Below are 14,157 nucleotides of genomic sequence, written 5' to 3' on the forward strand. Positions count from 1 at the left end.
CCTCTGATGAGGGGCGGCGTGGACAGGGTGTGGTTCCTGCGGCGTTAATTCTCGGCCTGATAACCGACATCTTCCAGCGTCGGATTGCCCGCCGCTTCTTTTGCCAGCACGTCACAGCGTTCGTTTTCCGGATGACCGGCGTGGCCTTTCACCCACATCCAGTTCAGCTGATGTGTCTGAATGGCGGCGTCGAGACGCTTCCACAAATCGACGTTTTTCACCGGCTTTTTATCTGCTGTTTTCCAGCCGCGTTTTTTCCAGTTATGGATCCAGGTGGTAATGCCCTGGCGCACATACTGGCTGTCAGTGCTCAGCGTGACTTCGCACGGCGTGGACAAGGCTTCCAGTGCCACAATTGCCGCCATCATTTCCATGCGGTTATTGGTGGTCAGCCGGAAACCGGCGCTGAACTCTTTTTCATGCTGCTTATAGCGTAAAATCGCACCGAAACCGCCGGGGCCGGGATTACCCAGGCAGGAGCCGTCGGTGAAAATTTCTACCTGTTTGGTCATCTCTGGTAGACTCTTCCATCAAATGTAAAAGCCAAGTCTGACATAAACGAGCGCTGCGAGCACTGCAATATGATTTCTTCTCCTACCAGACAGATTGTTCTCGATACCGAAACCACCGGTATGAACAAACTCGGCGTCCATTACGAAGGGCACCGGATTATTGAAATCGGTGCCGTTGAGGTGGTGAACCGCCGCCTGACCGGCCGCAATTTTCACGTTTATCTCAAACCCGATCGCCTGATCGACCCGGAAGCCTTTGGCGTTCACGGCATCAGCGATGAATTCCTCGCCGACAAACCGACGTTTGCCGAGGTCGCGGACGATTTTATCGAATACATTCGTGGCGGCGAACTGGTCATCCATAACGCGACGTTCGATATCGGCTTTATGGATTACGAGTTCGACATGCTGGGCCGTAATCTGCCGAAAACCGAGACGTTCTGTAAAATCACCGACAGTCTGGCGATGGCGCGTAAGCTGTTTCCCGGCAAACGTAATAACCTCGATGCCCTGAGCGATCGCTACCTGATCGACAACAGCAAACGTACGCTGCACGGCGCACTGCTTGACTCCGAAATCCTGGCCGAAGTGTATCTGATGATGACCGGCGGCCAGACCAGCATCAAGTTTACCCACGAAGGTGAGCAAAACACCGGTGCGGACGGGCAGGGGATCCAGCGGATCGCGCGTCCGGCGTCCGGCCTCAAAGTGATCAACGCCAGCGAGCAGGAGCTGGCGTGGCATGAAGAGCGTCTTGATCTGGTCGTGAAAAAAGGCGGCAGTTGTTTGTGGCGTTCCTGAGCCGAATTTTTCCGGCGGTTGCACTTAAAATATCCAGGATGCAGAAAAACTGTGCAGTTGTTTGAAAACGAGAGGAAAAGCATTGACGGCGTCGCGGGGATTCCTTACTATCCGCTCCGTTCTTAACCAGAACAAAACGCGGAGCGGTAGTTCAGTTGGTTAGAATACCTGCCTGTCACGCAGGGGGTCGCGGGTTCGAGCCCCGTCCGTTCCGCCACTATTCAGAAGCCCTGAGTGAGAAATCACTCAGGGCTTCGTCGTTTCTGCCGTCCTGGCATTTTCCTTCCTTCTCTGTTCTGTTTATTCCGCTTCGGCTTTCAGATACCCCAGCTCATGGCTGCTTACACGATCGTGACGTGCAATAAACCGGTAACAGCCACCGGACAACAGCGCGCCAATGAACCAGCTAAAGTTCGCCACCTGATGCAGGCCCGGCGTAAAGCTGATGACCAAACCAATCACCACGGCAGGCACCAGCGCCGCGATTGCTTTCGGGTTAAAGCCGTTGCGGTACCAGTAACGTCCGGAAGGTGTGGCGTTGAACAGCGCATCGACATCCATCTGACCGCGTTTGATCAGGTAATAATCCACCAGCAAAATCCCGAACAGTGGCCCGATAAACGCGCCCAGCACGTCCAGCGTGTAGTGAATCAGTTCCGGTGACTGGAACAGGTTCCACGGCGTCAGCAGAACAGAGCCGACGGCCGCGATCATCCCGCCGGTGCGGAAGCTGATTTTTTGCGGCGAGCAGTTAGAAAAATCGAAAGCCGGCGAGACAAAGTTCGCAACGATATTGATCCCGATGGTAGCGATGATCATCGTCAGCAGGCCGAGCGCTACGGCCACGCTGTTGCCCACGCGGCTGACCGTTTCGATAGGATCGGTGATCATCTGGCCGAACAGAGATTGTGTCCCTGACACGATAACCACGGTCACAATGGAGAACAGCAGGAAGTTAAACGGCAGGCCCCAGCGGTTACCGCGACGGATTTCGCTCATACTTTTGCCATAACGCGAGAAGTCGCCGAAGTTCAGCAGCGGGCCGGAGAAGTAAGACACCACCAGCGCGGTGGCCGTCAGCATTTCCCAGCCCTGCTGGCCGATGGTCAGCGTTTTAGTCGACAGCGTGAAAGAGATATTGCTCAGGCCGGTTTTATACAAGATCCAGCCCGCGAGCATCAGCATGACGACATACACTGCCGGGCCCGCCACGTCGATGAAGCGTTTGATCGCGCTCATGCCGTGCCAGAACACCATGGCCTGTAACACCCACATAATGCCAAAACAGATCCAGCCCAGCGCCGACAGCCCCAGCCAGTGCGGCACGGTCAGCGGAGTGATTGACGGGAAAAACTTCAGCAATACCAGCATCAGCGCGCTGGCGGCCAGATAGGTCTGAATGCCGTACCAGGCGAAGGCTATCAGCCCGCGGATCACCGCCGGAATGTTTGCCCCGAACACGCCAAACGCCTGACGGCAAATCACCGCGTAAGGCACACCGGCCTGCTGGCTCGGTTTCGCCACCAGGTTGGCGCAAATCTGCACAATACAAATCCCGCATAACAAACACAGCAGCACCTGCCAGCTGGTCAGCCCGAGCGTGAAGAAACTCGCCGCCACCACATAGCCTCCCATGCTGTGCACATCGGACATCCAGAAAGAAAAGATGTTGTACCAGCTCCAGTTTTGGTGACGCGTTGGCGCTAAATCATCATTGCACAGCCGCGGGCTGTAATAAGGCTTGATGATCCCGGCGCTCTGTTCAGAAGACGCCGTGGCGGAGGTGATTTCCTGATTTGGCATAAATCGTGCTCCTGTCATAAACAACATGTGAAAGTCGGAAGCCGGATCTCCGGCTGCCAAAAGATGAAAGCAGTCACAGGAGCACTGCATGAATCAGGCCAAATTTCACTTTTTGTATACAAAAAATCTATTTCATGTATACGATTAATACACGAACGGTATACGGAGTAACGGCAATGACCAGTTGGAACGGGCTGAATACGGCCTATTTTACCGAGGATAAGGACGACCATATTTATAACGCGCTGGTGAAATCGATCGTCGAACATCAGCTGTTACCGGGCAGTAAATTGCCGGAAGAAGCGCTGGCGGACGTGTTTTCCGTCAGCCGCACCGGCATCCGCCGTGTGTTGCAACGCCTTGCCGCAGTGCAACTGGTGACGTTATTGCCCAAGCGTGGTGCGCACGTCACCACGCCGGACGCTGAAGAATCCCGCGATGTTTTCGCCACCCGTAAAATTCTCGAATGCGCCAACCTGCCGCTGGTGATCGCCCGCTGTCAGTCCACCCATCTGGTGGCCATGAAAAAGCTGGTGCAGGAAGAAAAGCGTGCCCACGAAGAACGTAATGGTGAGGCCGCAATCCGCCTTTCTGCCGCCTTTCATGTCCAGCTGCAGGCTATTTCCGGCAATAAAGTGCTGACCGAATCTGTCTCCCAGCTGACGCTGCGGTCTTCCCTCGCCATTGCCGCCTGGGGCGCGCCGTGGCAGCAGGGATGCCGCTGTCACGATCACGACGATCTTCTCGACTTGCTGAAAAAGCGCGATGTCACCGCGCTGACCGCGAGCATGGCGCAGCATTTTGACAGCATTGTTTCCAGCCTGCGTTTTGAGCAGAACAAGGGGCAGATGCCGGATTTCGCGCAGATCTTTTCCTCGCAACGGACAGCCAACAATGAGGAGAAACGCTGATGTCGCGCGCGCTTTGTATACAACTGATCAATCCGAACACCAGCCAGGCGATGACCGCAGTGATGGCGCAAACGGCCCGTTCGGTGGCGGCACCGGAGACACAGATTCTGGCCGTCTGCCCTGAAGAGGGGGCACCGTCCATAGAAGGGCATTTTGATGAGGCGATTGCCACCCTGGGCGTTTTACAACAGGTGAAGGCGGGGCGGGATGCCGGTGCTGACGGGCACATTATTGCCTGTTTCGGCGACCCCGGATTACTGGCCGCGCGCGAGCTGGCACGCGGGCCGGTGGTGGGTATTGCGGAGGCGGCGATGCACCTGGCGACTATGCTGGCGACACGGTTTTCCATCGTGACGACCCTGCCGCGCACGCTGACCATCGCCCGGCATTTGCTGCATCAGTACGGTTTTGAACGCCACTGCGCGGCGCTGCATGCCATCGATCTGCCGGTATTATCGCTGGAAGACGGCAGCGGTCTGGCGCAGGAAAAAGTGCGTGAGCAGTGTATCGCGGCGAAAAAATCCGACGGCAGCGGGGCGATCGTGCTCGGTTGCGGCGGCATGGCCGATCTGGCGCAGGAACTGACGCTGGAGCTGAACATTCCGGTGATCGACGGCGTCAGCGCGGCAGTCAAAATGGTGGAGTCACTGGCCGCATTGCGCCTGACCACCAGTAAACACGGCGATCTGGATTATCCGCTGGAAAAACCCCTGTCTGGTCGATTTGCCGGACTGAATCTGAGAGATCACTATGTCTGATGTTGAGCACGGTTTTACCGACGCGTATCCGCGTGACCTGATCGGCTATGCCGGACGCCCGCCGCACGCCAACTGGCCGGGCAACGCCCGCATCGCGGTGCAGTTTGTCCTCAATTATGAAGAGGGCGCAGAGAACAACGTGTTGCATGGCGACGCCGGTTCCGAGCAATTTCTGTCTGATATCATCGGTGCTGCCAGTTTCCCTGCCCGACATATGTCGATGGATTCGCTGTACGAATACGGCTCCCGTGCCGGTTTCTGGCGCATCCACAATGAGTTTCAAAAACGCGGCCTGCCGCTGACCGTTTTCGGCGTGGCGATGGCGCTGGCGCGTAACCCGGAAATCGTCAATGCCATCAAAGCGGCGGATTACGATGTCGTCAGCCACGGCTGGCGCTGGATCCACTATCAGGACATGAGCAAAGCCGAAGAGGCGCAGCACATGCAAAAAGCCGTCACCGTGCTGCGCGATTTATTCGGCAAAGCGCCGTCCGGCTGGTACACCGGCCGCGACAGCCCGAACACCCGCCAGCTGGTGGCCGAATCGGGCGGATTCCAGTATGACAGCGATTACTACGGTGATGACCTGCCGTTCTGGACGCCGGTAAAACTGGAAAATGGTGAGACAAAACAGCATCTGGTGATCCCGTACACGCTGGAAACCAACGACATGCGCTTTGCCTCCCCGCAGGGTTTCAACACCGGCGAGCAGTTTTATACCTACCTGAAAGACACGTTTGACGTGCTGTATGAAGAGGGTGAAACCTCACCCAAAATGATGTCGATCGGGATGCACTGCCGGATACTTGGCCGACCAGGGCGGTTCAGGGCTTTGCAGCGGTTTCTGGATTACGTGGAATCGCATGAACGCGTTTGGGTTTGTAAGCGGCAGGAAATAGCGGATCACTGGGTTAAACATTTCGGTGTTTAATCTCGAAATTCAAATTCAATTTCAAATTCAAAACCTTGGGTTGCCACCCAAACTGGCCTTAAGGGGCGCCTATCGCCGCACCCCTTAAGAATCCCGGGCTCTTACACTGCGCGCTGTCGCTCGCTGGCTATGTTTCAGCTGCCGCAGCGACAGGCTGGAAATCTTGCCGCTGCGCGGTGCCCTTTCTCGGTCCTGAAGCCTTAGGTCTTCAGGCCGCTCCGTTCGGCAAGATTTCTGAATCGCCCGCACGATCTTAAATTCAAATTGGAGTTTAAATCGCTCTGTTTTTAGAGAGTGAATTGGCGCGATTAAAAATTTTGCTGAACGGAGCGGCTTCGAGACCAGAGGCTCGAAGACCGAGAGAAGGAACCGCGAAGCGGCAATATTTTGCGCCACTCACTGATCTACCGGAACATGTCCGTCATACCCGCGGAGCGCGCAGTTAAAAGACGCGGGAGATCCAAGAGGGGCCCGTCCTGGCCCCTTTTGGGCGGTTTCGGCGCAGTGCGACAAGTGATCACCGCAATTGAGAAACCGAAACTTCACCCGTCCAATCCTGGAAAAAGAACAGTTTCCCCAGCTTTCCAAAGCTGAACCGCCCATTGGTTCTGTCAAACCATCAGACTCACATGGGCTGCCACAATCTTCCATCCACTCGCCATCTTCACCCAGGTTTGCTGCTGACGCCCGACACGGTCGGTCCCTTCGCGGCGAAACTCGGTGCTGGCGACCGCCATGTCATCGCCAAAGGTGGTGATGGTGGTGTTGATCAGTTCGCGATCCAGACCCTGCGCCGGGCGGGCGGCGCGAAACGCGCGGATGGAGTCGATGCCGTAAAGATTTTCCCCTGCGCCGTAGCGCACGGTGCGCGGATCGTGCCAGAACAGCTCGTCGAGAACCGCAGTGTCATTGGTGATCAGCGCCTGCTCATAACGATAAAATGCCGCGTTCATTTCGGCGAGGATCGCCGGGCGGTCAATATTGTCAGTTTTCATGTTTACTCTCTTTACCCTGGAAAACGGTGGCCTGTTAATTCAGGTATACATCACCGGAGAACTGCTGACGTTCACGATGCCCTGTTGCTCCAGCGCCCACGCAGCACGCAGGCACAGGTCTTCCCGCCACGGCGGTGCAATCAGTTGTAATCCTATCGGCAGGCCTGTTGCCGTTGTCACGGGAACGGTCACCACCGGCAGACCAAGGAACGAAACCGGCTGTGTCAGCATACCCATGCTGGCGCGCGTTGGCAGATCCTGACCGTTGATGTGAATCGTCTCCTGACCGATTAACGTCGCCGGACACGGCGTGGCTGGCGCAATCAAGATGTCCCAATGGTCAAACAATGGCAACACCTGTTGCTGAAACTGATGACGGAAACGCTGCGCCTGTACGTACCAGGCCGCCGGGATCATCGCCCCGGCCAGCAAACGCTCGCGGGAAAGCGGTTCAAACTGCTGCGCAATGCTGCGCAGTTTTGGCAAATACTGATTGCCCCCTTCCGAGGCACTGATGATGAACGCGGCGGAACGGGCCAGTTCAGCCTGCGGCATATCAATTTCTTCCTGCGCCTCCAGTGCTTGGGCTATCTGACGCACCGCGTCTTTGGCGTGGCCGTCGCACCAGGTGGAGAAATAGCCGCCGAGAACCGCGGTGCGTAAACCTTGCTGACCGCGTTTTAACTGAGAGAACGTCTCGGTGTTGGGTTTGTCTGCCTGAAAATGATCCTGCGGATCGGTGCCCTGAATGGCGTCATACACCTGTGATAAATCCTCGCTGCATCGCGCCATCGGGCCAAGATGATCGAGGCTGGCGACAAACGGCTGGCTGCCGCTGCGCGAGATCCGCCCGAAAGTGGGTTTCAGGCCGAGAATACCGCTCAGGGAGGCGGGCACGCGAATCGAGCCGTTGGTGTCGCTGCCCAGCGTGAAATGCACCAGACCGGCGGCCACCGCGGCGGCAGAACCGCCGGACGATCCGCCCGCGACACGGGTCAGATCGCGCGGGTTGCGCGTCGCGCCGTAATGGCTGTTTTCCGTGGTGAAACCGTAGGCGTACGCATCCATGTTCAGCATGCCGGAAAGCATCGCGCCCTGTGCCGCGAGGCGTGAAACGGTCCACGCATCATGACGTGCGGCGGCGTTGCTGCTGTTGAGGCTCGCACCTGCCAGCGTCACCTCACCGGCCACGTCCAGCAGGTTTTTCACCGCGTAGGGAATGCCGGCCAGCGGCGATAAGGTTGCGCCGCTGGCACGGGTTTTATCCACTTTTGCGGCTTCACTCAACATGCGTTCGCGGGTGATATGCGTATACGCGTTGATGGCAGGATTGGCCTGTTCGACGGCGCTGAGCGTCGCGGTGGCGATTTCCGTGGCGGAAAGCTCGCCCCGTGCGAGGGCCTGGTGCAGCTGGCTGATGGTGAAATGATCGAACGATTTCATGCGCGATACACCCCGGCGATTTCCAGACGCGAATCGAGCGGTAAATCCATCAGCGGTTGCGCCATCTGCGCAATGCGGCTGAACTGTATCAGCAATTCCTGACGACGCGCGTCGTCGAGATCCAGTGCCAGAACGGACTCCATCTGACGGACATAAGCGGCCCAGTCGGTCGCTGCGGGGGGCGTTTTCATGTTGCTTCCTTATCCATTCTTATGAGCGAACTCTGATTAAAATCCGGCGGCGCTGCCGTTGCTGCGCGGGTCGGAGGCACCTTCAAACATGCCGTTGGTGTGGCGCACAATCGCCCCTGCATGGCCGACGGCCTCGCTGAAATCCGGTAATAATTCGACGTCGTGGCCGCGCTGCCTCAGCCCGGCCTGTGTCAGATAGTCGAAGCGGCCTTCCAGTTTCAGGGAATCTGAACTTTCGCCCCAGGTCCGGCCCAGCAGCCAGCGCGGCCCGCTGATCGCCTGTTGTAAGGATTGCCCCTGCACCACGTGGCGGATAAACACCGCCGCCTGCGTTTGCGGTTGTCCGTCGCCGCCCATCGAGCCATACACCAGCGTGCGGCCATCGTACAAACGTGCGGCGGCGGGGTTCAGCGTGTGGAACGGTTGTTTGCCCGGCGCCAGCGCCAGCAGATGATCGGGGTCGAGGCTGAAAGAGGCGCCGCGGTTTTGCCACAGCACGCCACTTTCCGGCAGCACGACACCGCTGCCAAACTCGTGATAGATGCTCTGGATAAAAGACACCGCCAGCCCGCTGCTGTCCATCACGCCCATCCAGACGGTATCGCCGGGGCCTTTACCTTTGCCCCAGTCGGCGGCGCTGTGGGGTTTGATGCGGGTCGCGAGAGCATCGAGATACTGCGGATCCAGCAGGCTCTGGGCGTCCTGCGTCATCATGCGCGGGTCGGTGATGAAACGATCGCGCAGGCCAAACGCCAGTTTGGTGGCTTCGACGATGCTGTGAATGGTGGCGCTTTCGTCCATGCCTTCCAGCGGCAGACGGTCAGTCAGGCCGAGGATCGCCAGTGAAACCAGCCCCTGCGTCGGCGGCGTCAGGTTGTAGATTTCGCCTTTGCTGTGTTTGAGGCGCAGCGGCACGCGGCGCTGTGGCTTATACGCCGCGAGATCGGCACGGGTGACCGGCATACCCAGTTTTTCCATGTCGGCGGCCATGCTGTCGGCCAGTTCGCCACGGTAAAAACTGCCCAGTCCGTCTTCGCACAGCATCGAGAGCGTCTGCGCCAGCTGCGGCTGGGTAAAGCGGTTGCCAGCGCGGGGCACTTCGCCGTTTGGCAGAAAGACGTCGGTAAATGAGCGGATGTCTTTCAGTTCGTGTTGTTTGGCGCGGGTGGCAGCTTCCTGAGAGGCGGTAACCGGTATGCCGTCGGCCGCATAGCGAATGGCATCGCGCAGCAGGCGCGACAGGGGTTTTTGCTCGCCGCCAAATTCAGCGGAAATGTTCAGCGCTTCCTGCCAGCCGCCGACGGTGCCCGCGACGGTCAGGGCAGATTTCGGGCCGCGATGCGGAATATGCGTTTCACCGGCGTAGAACCCGATCGATGCCAGCGATCCGGCGGCACCGCTGGCGTCGATGGCCACCGGATTGCCCTGCGGTGGCACAATCAGCCAGAAACCGTCACCGCCGAGCCCGTTCATGTGCGGATACACCACGGCAATCGTGGCAGCGGCGGCGACCATGGCTTCAATGGCATTGCCGCCTTCACGTAATACCGCAAGCGCACTCTGGCTTGCCAGGTGATGAGGCGTCACCGCCATACCGAGCGGTGCGCTGTTACTGTTAATCATGCGATGTCCTTTTTGAGACGCTTTTTTATGCTGCCCGTGTTTGCAGGGTTTCGGGCGCGTAGGGATAACGTTAAGCAAGAGGTGTTCCACATCGGCAGATTTCTCACGCTTTCCTGCATAATTTCGCTTGCATTGGCAAGCATAGTGCATGCCATGATAGGTGCTGAAACATTGGTTACAGAGGCGGTGAGATGAAACAAATTGATGAGCGTCTGCGGGATCATTACGCAGAGCTGACGCCGCAGGAACAGCGCGTCGCCGACTTTATATTTGCCAGTATCGATGATCTGATGAGCTACAACAGCGCCGAGCTGGCGCGGCTTAGCGGCGTGTCGAAGGCCACGGTCAGCCGCCTGTTTAAGCGTCTCGGCTATCCGAGTTATCGCGATATGCGCGATGAAATGCGCACCCTGCGCCAGAGCGGGATGCCGCTGACCGACAGCCGTGACGCGGTGCAGGGCAACACCCTGTTATCCCGCCACTATAAGCAGGAAATGGCTAATCTGACCCAGTGGATTAACCAGATCGACGGCGCTCAGTTTGGCGCGCTGATCACCGCCCTGAGTCAGGCGCGGCAGGTGCGTCTGCTGGGCTTTCGCAACAGCTATCCGGTGGCGCTGCACCTGCGCCAGCAGCTGATTCAGGTGCGCGCAGGGGTGATGATGATGCCGCAACCAGGGCAGACGCTGGCGGAAGAACTGGTGGATCTCACCGCGCAGGACGTGGTGATTTTCGTCGCTTTTCGCCGCAGGCCGCGTATGGCGAAAGCGATTCTGACGCAGTTGCAGTCGCTGGGCGTGCCGGTGCTGCTGATTTGCGAGCCGCAGGCGCAGACGCTTATCCCGCTGGCCGCCTGGCATCTGGCCGCACCGCTCGACAGCGTCTCGGCGTTTGACAGCTATTCCTCCGCCATGAGTCTGGCGAATCTTCTCAGCAATGCGTTACTGCACGATACCCTGGCATCGGGCCGTCAGCGCATTCATCAGATTAGCGATCTGTATACCGATCTGGATGAGCTGGAGCAGCGCTGATTCCCGTTTACAGAACATACTGAGCGCTTTTGTGGTGCTTTCGCACAATTTCAGTGCATCCGGTTTTCCGTTTTTCATTCTTTTTGCCCTGATACAGGGCAAAAAGAACGCTTCAGAATACCTTCTTATTCGTCTGATCCCTTGTCGTACCGTGACTTAGCGCACAATTTTTCCTCTGAAACGTTTTTGGCACATTCGTTGCAGAGTCATGTTTATAAGAATCTATCGTTCCAAAAACCTTTCACCGGAGATAATCTATGAACATGAACAAACGGCTGTTGGCGTGGGCAGGTGCTGCAATGCTGGTGCTTCAGGCATCCGGCGCGATGGCCGATCAGTTGCAGGATATTCAGAAACGCGGCGTGCTGCGCGTGGCCGTGCCTCAGGATTTCCCGCCGTTTGGTTCGGTGGGAAAAGATCTGCAACCTGAAGGTTATGACATCGATATGGCGCAATACCTTGCCGATAAAATGAAACTTAAGTTGCAACTGGTGCCGGTGACCAGCGCCAACCGCGTGCCTTATCTGCAAACCGATAAAGTGGATCTGGTGATTTCCAGCCTCGGGAAAAACGCCGAGCGTGAAAAAGTGATCGATTTCAGCAACGCCTACGCGCCGTTCTTCCTCGGCGTATTTGGCGCGAAAGGCGACAAACTGGCGGATCTGAAAGCACTGTCCGGCAAAACCATCGGCGTGACCCGTGGCGCGGTGGAAGATCTGGCGCTGACCGATGTGGCACCGAAAGACGCCAAAATTCAGCGCTACGAAGATAACAACACCACGCTGTCGGCGTACCTGTCCGGTCAGGTGGAATACATTGCTACCGGTAACCTGGTGGTGGCGGCAATTGCGCGTATGAACCCGGCCAAAGCGCCAGAGTCGAAAGTGATGCTGAAAGATTCGCCGTGCTTCGTTGGCCTGCGTAAAGACGAACCGGCGCTGAAAGACAAAGTGAATGAACTGATTGCCGAAGGCGTGAAAGACAAGACGCTCAACGCGCTGTCCGAAAAATGGATGAAGGCTCCGCTTCCGGCGTCCATCGGCGCGTAATCCACGTTTTCACGGAGATCTTTCATGACCTATCAGCTTAACTTTAGCGCGCTGTGGCCTTATATGCCGGAGCTGTTGGCCGGCTTATGGACCACCATTGAGCTGACGGTGATGGCAACGATTGGCGGCGTCGCGATCGGTATCTGCGGCGCGGCCATTCGCTGCGGCAACCATAAAACCCTGCGGGCGGTGTGGGGCGTGTATGTCGAAGCCATCCGTAATACGCCGTTTGTGGTGCAGCTGTTTTTCATTGTTTTTGGTCTGCCCGCCATCGGTCTGAAAATGACCGCCGGTGAGGCGGCACTGCTGGCGATGCTGATTAATCTCGGCGCGTACAGCACGGAAATCATCCGCGCCGGTATTCAGGTGACGCCGAAAGGCCAGTGGGAAGCCGGGCGCGTGCTTGGATTAACGCGCAGCCAGACCTTTCTGCGCATCGTGCTGCCGCCGTCGCTGAAACGTATTTATCCGTCGCTGGTCAGCCAGTGCATTATCGTGATGCTCGGATCGTCCGTGGTATCGCAGGTGTCCTATGAAGAACTGACGTTTGCGGCCAACTTAATTCAGTCGCGCACTTTCCTCAGTTTCGAAGTGTATCTGGTCACCACGCTGTTCTATTTAATGCTGTCGGTCGCGATGCGTCAGCTGTTGCTGCTGGCCGGACGCCGCTTCTTTGGGAGTGAAAACTAATGATGACCTTCACTGACTGGGACATTGTGCGCAATCTGTTGCTGGCGGCGCGCTGGACGCTGTTGCTGTCGCTGACCGCGTTTGTCGGCGGCACGCTGGTCACGTTACCGCTGCTGCTGATGCGCCTGACAAAACGCCGCTGGCCGTCGCGTTTTGTGCGCTTATATTCCGAGCTTTTCCAGGGCACACCGCTGCTGATGCAGCTCTTCCTGGCATTCTTTGGCCTCGGGCTGTTTGGCATCAACGTCAGCCCGTGGACAGCCGCCGCGCTGGCGCTGACCCTCTACACCAGCGCGTATCTGGTGGATATCTGGAGTGGCAGCATTGCCGCGTTACCGAAAGGCCAGTGGGAAGCGTCGCGCTGCCTCGGCCTGAATTTCGGCCAGACATTATGGCGGGTGATCACCCCGCAGGCGCTGCGGATTGCCATCGCACCGACCGTCGGGTTTTCCGTTCAGGTGGTGAAAGGCACGGCGCTGGCGTCGATTATTGGTTTTGTCGAGCTGACCAAAGCGGGCACGATGCTCAACAACGTCACCTTCGAACCCTTCAAAGTGTTCGGACTCGTGGCGCTCGGCTACTTCCTGATGTGCTACCCGCTGTCGCGTTACAGCCAGCATTTAGAGAAATCGTTGCGTGGAGATAAACAGTAATGCCGTTGATCACAATTAATCAGGTTCAAAAATTTTACGGCCAGAACCACGTACTGAAAGGTGTGGATCTGGATATCGACAGCGGTGAAGTGATCTCCATCATTGGCCGCAGCGGCTCCGGAAAAAGCACGCTGTTACGCTGCATAAACGGGCTGGAAGGCTATCAGGAAGGCAGCATCAAGCTGGGCGGCATGACCATCACCGACCGCGATTCGCAGGCGCGTGATATCAGCCGTTCCGTCGGCATGGTGTTCCAGAGTTTCAATCTTTTCCCGCACATGACCGCGCTGGAAAACGTCATGCTGGCACCGCGCCGCGTGCTGAAAAAGTCCGCCGCCGAATGCCGCGAACTGGCGGCACAGATGCTGGCGAAAGTCGGCCTGGCGGATCGCATGGATTATTACCCGTCGAACCTGTCCGGCGGCCAGCAGCAACGTGTGGCGATTGCCCGTGCGCTGGCGATGAACCCGAAAGTGCTGCTGTGTGATGAAATCACTTCGGCGCTGGATCCGGAATTAGTCGGTGAAGTATTGAAAGTGCTCGAGCAGCTGGCGAAAGAGGGCATGACGCTGGTGCTGGTGACGCACGAAATGAATTTTGCCCGTGAAGTGGGCGACCGCGTGGTGTTTATGCATCAGGGCACCGTGTGGGAACAGGGCGAAAGCCGGGCGCTGTTTGCCAATCCGCAAACCCCCGAGCTGAAACAGTTTATCGCCTCCGTACGCGGCTTAAATGAAGAGACGCTGCCTCTTTCAATGTGAAGCGG

The 14,157-nt window shown here is 57.5% G+C and carries 15 protein-coding genes and 1 tRNA gene; 10 read left to right on the forward strand and 6 right to left on the reverse strand.

Features of this window, described 5'->3' with window-relative positions; genetic code table 11:
* Positions 1 to 44 precede the first annotated feature (44 nt).
* Positions 45 to 512 (reverse strand): ribonuclease HI, encoded by a 468-nt coding sequence (rnhA, locus tag ED901_RS23000; RefSeq protein ID WP_056781594.1) that lies wholly within the window; start codon positions 510 to 512, stop codon positions 45 to 47.
* A 69-nt stretch (positions 513 to 581) separates the two neighbouring features.
* Here rnhA and dnaQ point away from each other — a divergent pair, with 69 nt between their 5' ends.
* Together dnaQ and ED901_RS23010 are read left to right on the forward strand one after the other, a co-directional pair.
* Positions 582 to 1,313 carry a DNA polymerase III subunit epsilon gene (gene dnaQ / locus ED901_RS23005; protein ID WP_056781591.1) on the forward strand — a complete coding sequence of 244 codons (732 nt, stop codon included), beginning with the start codon at positions 582 to 584 and terminating at the stop codon, positions 1,311 to 1,313.
* A 140-nt stretch (positions 1,314 to 1,453) separates the two neighbouring features.
* Positions 1,454 to 1,530, forward strand: a tRNA-Asp gene (locus ED901_RS23010).
* Between the two features lie 83 nt (positions 1,531 to 1,613).
* Here the strand turns inward: ED901_RS23010 and ED901_RS23015 are convergent.
* Entirely contained in the window at positions 1,614 to 3,116 is a 1,503-nt protein-coding gene (locus ED901_RS23015) for an NCS1 family nucleobase:cation symporter-1 (RefSeq protein ID WP_122097353.1), read from the reverse strand.
* 176 nt (positions 3,117 to 3,292) lie between these two features.
* Between ED901_RS23015 and ED901_RS23020 the strand changes: the two genes are divergently transcribed.
* From ED901_RS23020 to puuE, 3 genes are read left to right on the forward strand one after another with little or no spacing between them, the layout of a single operon-like run.
* Entirely contained in the window at positions 3,293 to 4,027 is a 735-nt protein-coding gene (locus tag ED901_RS23020) for a GntR family transcriptional regulator (protein WP_056781586.1), read from the forward strand.
* Entirely contained in the window at positions 4,027 to 4,785 is a 759-nt protein-coding gene (locus ED901_RS23025; protein WP_122097354.1) for an aspartate/glutamate racemase family protein, read from the forward strand. The genes ED901_RS23020 and ED901_RS23025 overlap by 1 nt, the downstream gene beginning before the upstream one ends.
* Positions 4,778 to 5,716 (forward strand): allantoinase PuuE, encoded by a 939-nt coding sequence (gene puuE, locus ED901_RS23030; RefSeq protein ID WP_056781581.1) that lies wholly within the window; start codon positions 4,778 to 4,780, stop codon positions 5,714 to 5,716. Before ED901_RS23025 ends, puuE begins: the two co-directional genes overlap by 8 nt.
* Before the next feature lie 611 nt (positions 5,717 to 6,327).
* Here puuE and hpxZ read toward each other — a convergent pair.
* From hpxZ to ED901_RS23050, 4 genes are read right to left on the reverse strand one after another with little or no spacing between them, the layout of a single operon-like run.
* Positions 6,328 to 6,711, reverse strand: a complete 384-nt coding sequence (hpxZ, locus tag ED901_RS23035) for an oxalurate catabolism protein HpxZ (protein WP_056781578.1) — start codon at positions 6,709 to 6,711, stop codon at positions 6,328 to 6,330.
* A gap of 39 nt (positions 6,712 to 6,750) precedes the next feature.
* Positions 6,751 to 8,154, reverse strand: a complete 1,404-nt coding sequence (locus tag ED901_RS23040; RefSeq protein WP_122097355.1) for an AtzE family amidohydrolase — start codon at positions 8,152 to 8,154, stop codon at positions 6,751 to 6,753.
* Complete coding sequence (gene hpxX / locus ED901_RS23045; protein ID WP_056781572.1) at positions 8,151 to 8,345, reverse strand: oxalurate catabolism protein HpxX; 195 nt, start codon at positions 8,343 to 8,345, stop codon at positions 8,151 to 8,153. Before hpxX ends, ED901_RS23040 begins: the two co-directional genes overlap by 4 nt.
* Positions 8,346 to 8,381: 36 nt before the next feature.
* Positions 8,382 to 9,968 (reverse strand): gamma-glutamyltransferase family protein, encoded by a 1,587-nt coding sequence (locus ED901_RS23050; protein WP_122097356.1) that lies wholly within the window; start codon positions 9,966 to 9,968, stop codon positions 8,382 to 8,384.
* Positions 9,969 to 10,159: 191 nt separating this feature from the next.
* Here ED901_RS23050 and ED901_RS23055 point away from each other — a divergent pair, with 191 nt between their 5' ends.
* From ED901_RS23055 to ED901_RS23075, 5 genes are all read left to right on the forward strand, one after another.
* Positions 10,160 to 10,999: a MurR/RpiR family transcriptional regulator gene (locus ED901_RS23055; RefSeq protein WP_056781567.1), complete on the forward strand. Its 840-nt coding sequence runs from the start codon at positions 10,160 to 10,162 to the stop codon at positions 10,997 to 10,999.
* Positions 11,000 to 11,262: 263 nt separating this feature from the next.
* The gene (locus tag ED901_RS23060) at positions 11,263 to 12,048 is read left to right on the forward strand and encodes a transporter substrate-binding domain-containing protein (RefSeq protein WP_056781677.1); all 786 of its coding nucleotides are present in this window, start codon (positions 11,263 to 11,265) and stop codon (positions 12,046 to 12,048) included.
* Positions 12,049 to 12,072: 24 nt separating this feature from the next.
* The gene (locus ED901_RS23065) at positions 12,073 to 12,738 is read left to right on the forward strand and encodes an amino acid ABC transporter permease (RefSeq protein ID WP_056781565.1); all 666 of its coding nucleotides are present in this window, start codon (positions 12,073 to 12,075) and stop codon (positions 12,736 to 12,738) included.
* A gap of 2 nt (positions 12,739 to 12,740) precedes the next feature.
* Positions 12,741 to 13,391: an amino acid ABC transporter permease gene (locus ED901_RS23070; RefSeq protein WP_122097357.1), complete on the forward strand. Its 651-nt coding sequence runs from the start codon at positions 12,741 to 12,743 to the stop codon at positions 13,389 to 13,391.
* Positions 13,391 to 14,152, forward strand: coding sequence for an amino acid ABC transporter ATP-binding protein (locus ED901_RS23075; protein WP_122097358.1), 762 nt, complete (start codon positions 13,391 to 13,393; stop codon positions 14,150 to 14,152). The genes ED901_RS23070 and ED901_RS23075 overlap by 1 nt, the downstream gene beginning before the upstream one ends.
* The last annotated feature ends 5 nt before the right edge of the window (positions 14,153 to 14,157 follow it).

This window comes from Rahnella sp. Larv3_ips, from assembly GCF_003697865.1.
Classification (GTDB): domain Bacteria; phylum Pseudomonadota; class Gammaproteobacteria; order Enterobacterales; family Enterobacteriaceae; genus Rahnella; species Rahnella rivi.

Bases quoted from the DNA above. Each gene is read 5' to 3' on its own strand.
- hpxX (WP_056781572.1), bottom strand. From the start codon at position 8,345: ATGAAAACGCCCCCCGCAGCGACCGACTGGGCCGCTTATGTCCGTCAG.
- ED901_RS23060 (WP_056781677.1), top strand. From the start codon at position 11,263: ATGAACAAACGGCTGTTGGCGTGGGCAGGTGCTGCAATGCTGGTGCTT.
- rnhA (WP_056781594.1), bottom strand. From the start codon at position 512: ATGACCAAACAGGTAGAAATTTTCACCGACGGCTCCTGCCTGGGTAAT.
- ED901_RS23065 (WP_056781565.1), top strand. From the start codon at position 12,073: ATGACCTATCAGCTTAACTTTAGCGCGCTGTGGCCTTATATGCCGGAG.
- ED901_RS23075 (WP_122097358.1), top strand. From the start codon at position 13,391: ATGCCGTTGATCACAATTAATCAGGTTCAAAAATTTTACGGCCAGAAC.
- ED901_RS23025 (WP_122097354.1), top strand. From the start codon at position 4,027: ATGTCGCGCGCGCTTTGTATACAACTGATCAATCCGAACACCAGCCAG.
- ED901_RS23015 (WP_122097353.1), bottom strand. From the start codon at position 3,116: ATGCCAAATCAGGAAATCACCTCCGCCACGGCGTCTTCTGAACAGAGC.
- ED901_RS23070 (WP_122097357.1), top strand. From the start codon at position 12,741: ATGACCTTCACTGACTGGGACATTGTGCGCAATCTGTTGCTGGCGGCG.
- dnaQ (WP_056781591.1), top strand. From the start codon at position 582: ATGATTTCTTCTCCTACCAGACAGATTGTTCTCGATACCGAAACCACC.
- hpxZ (WP_056781578.1), bottom strand. From the start codon at position 6,711: ATGAAAACTGACAATATTGACCGCCCGGCGATCCTCGCCGAAATGAAC.
- ED901_RS23055 (WP_056781567.1), top strand. From the start codon at position 10,160: ATGAAACAAATTGATGAGCGTCTGCGGGATCATTACGCAGAGCTGACG.
- ED901_RS23020 (WP_056781586.1), top strand. From the start codon at position 3,293: ATGACCAGTTGGAACGGGCTGAATACGGCCTATTTTACCGAGGATAAG.
- ED901_RS23040 (WP_122097355.1), bottom strand. From the start codon at position 8,154: ATGAAATCGTTCGATCATTTCACCATCAGCCAGCTGCACCAGGCCCTC.
- puuE (WP_056781581.1), top strand. From the start codon at position 4,778: ATGTCTGATGTTGAGCACGGTTTTACCGACGCGTATCCGCGTGACCTG.
- ED901_RS23050 (WP_122097356.1), bottom strand. From the start codon at position 9,968: ATGATTAACAGTAACAGCGCACCGCTCGGTATGGCGGTGACGCCTCAT.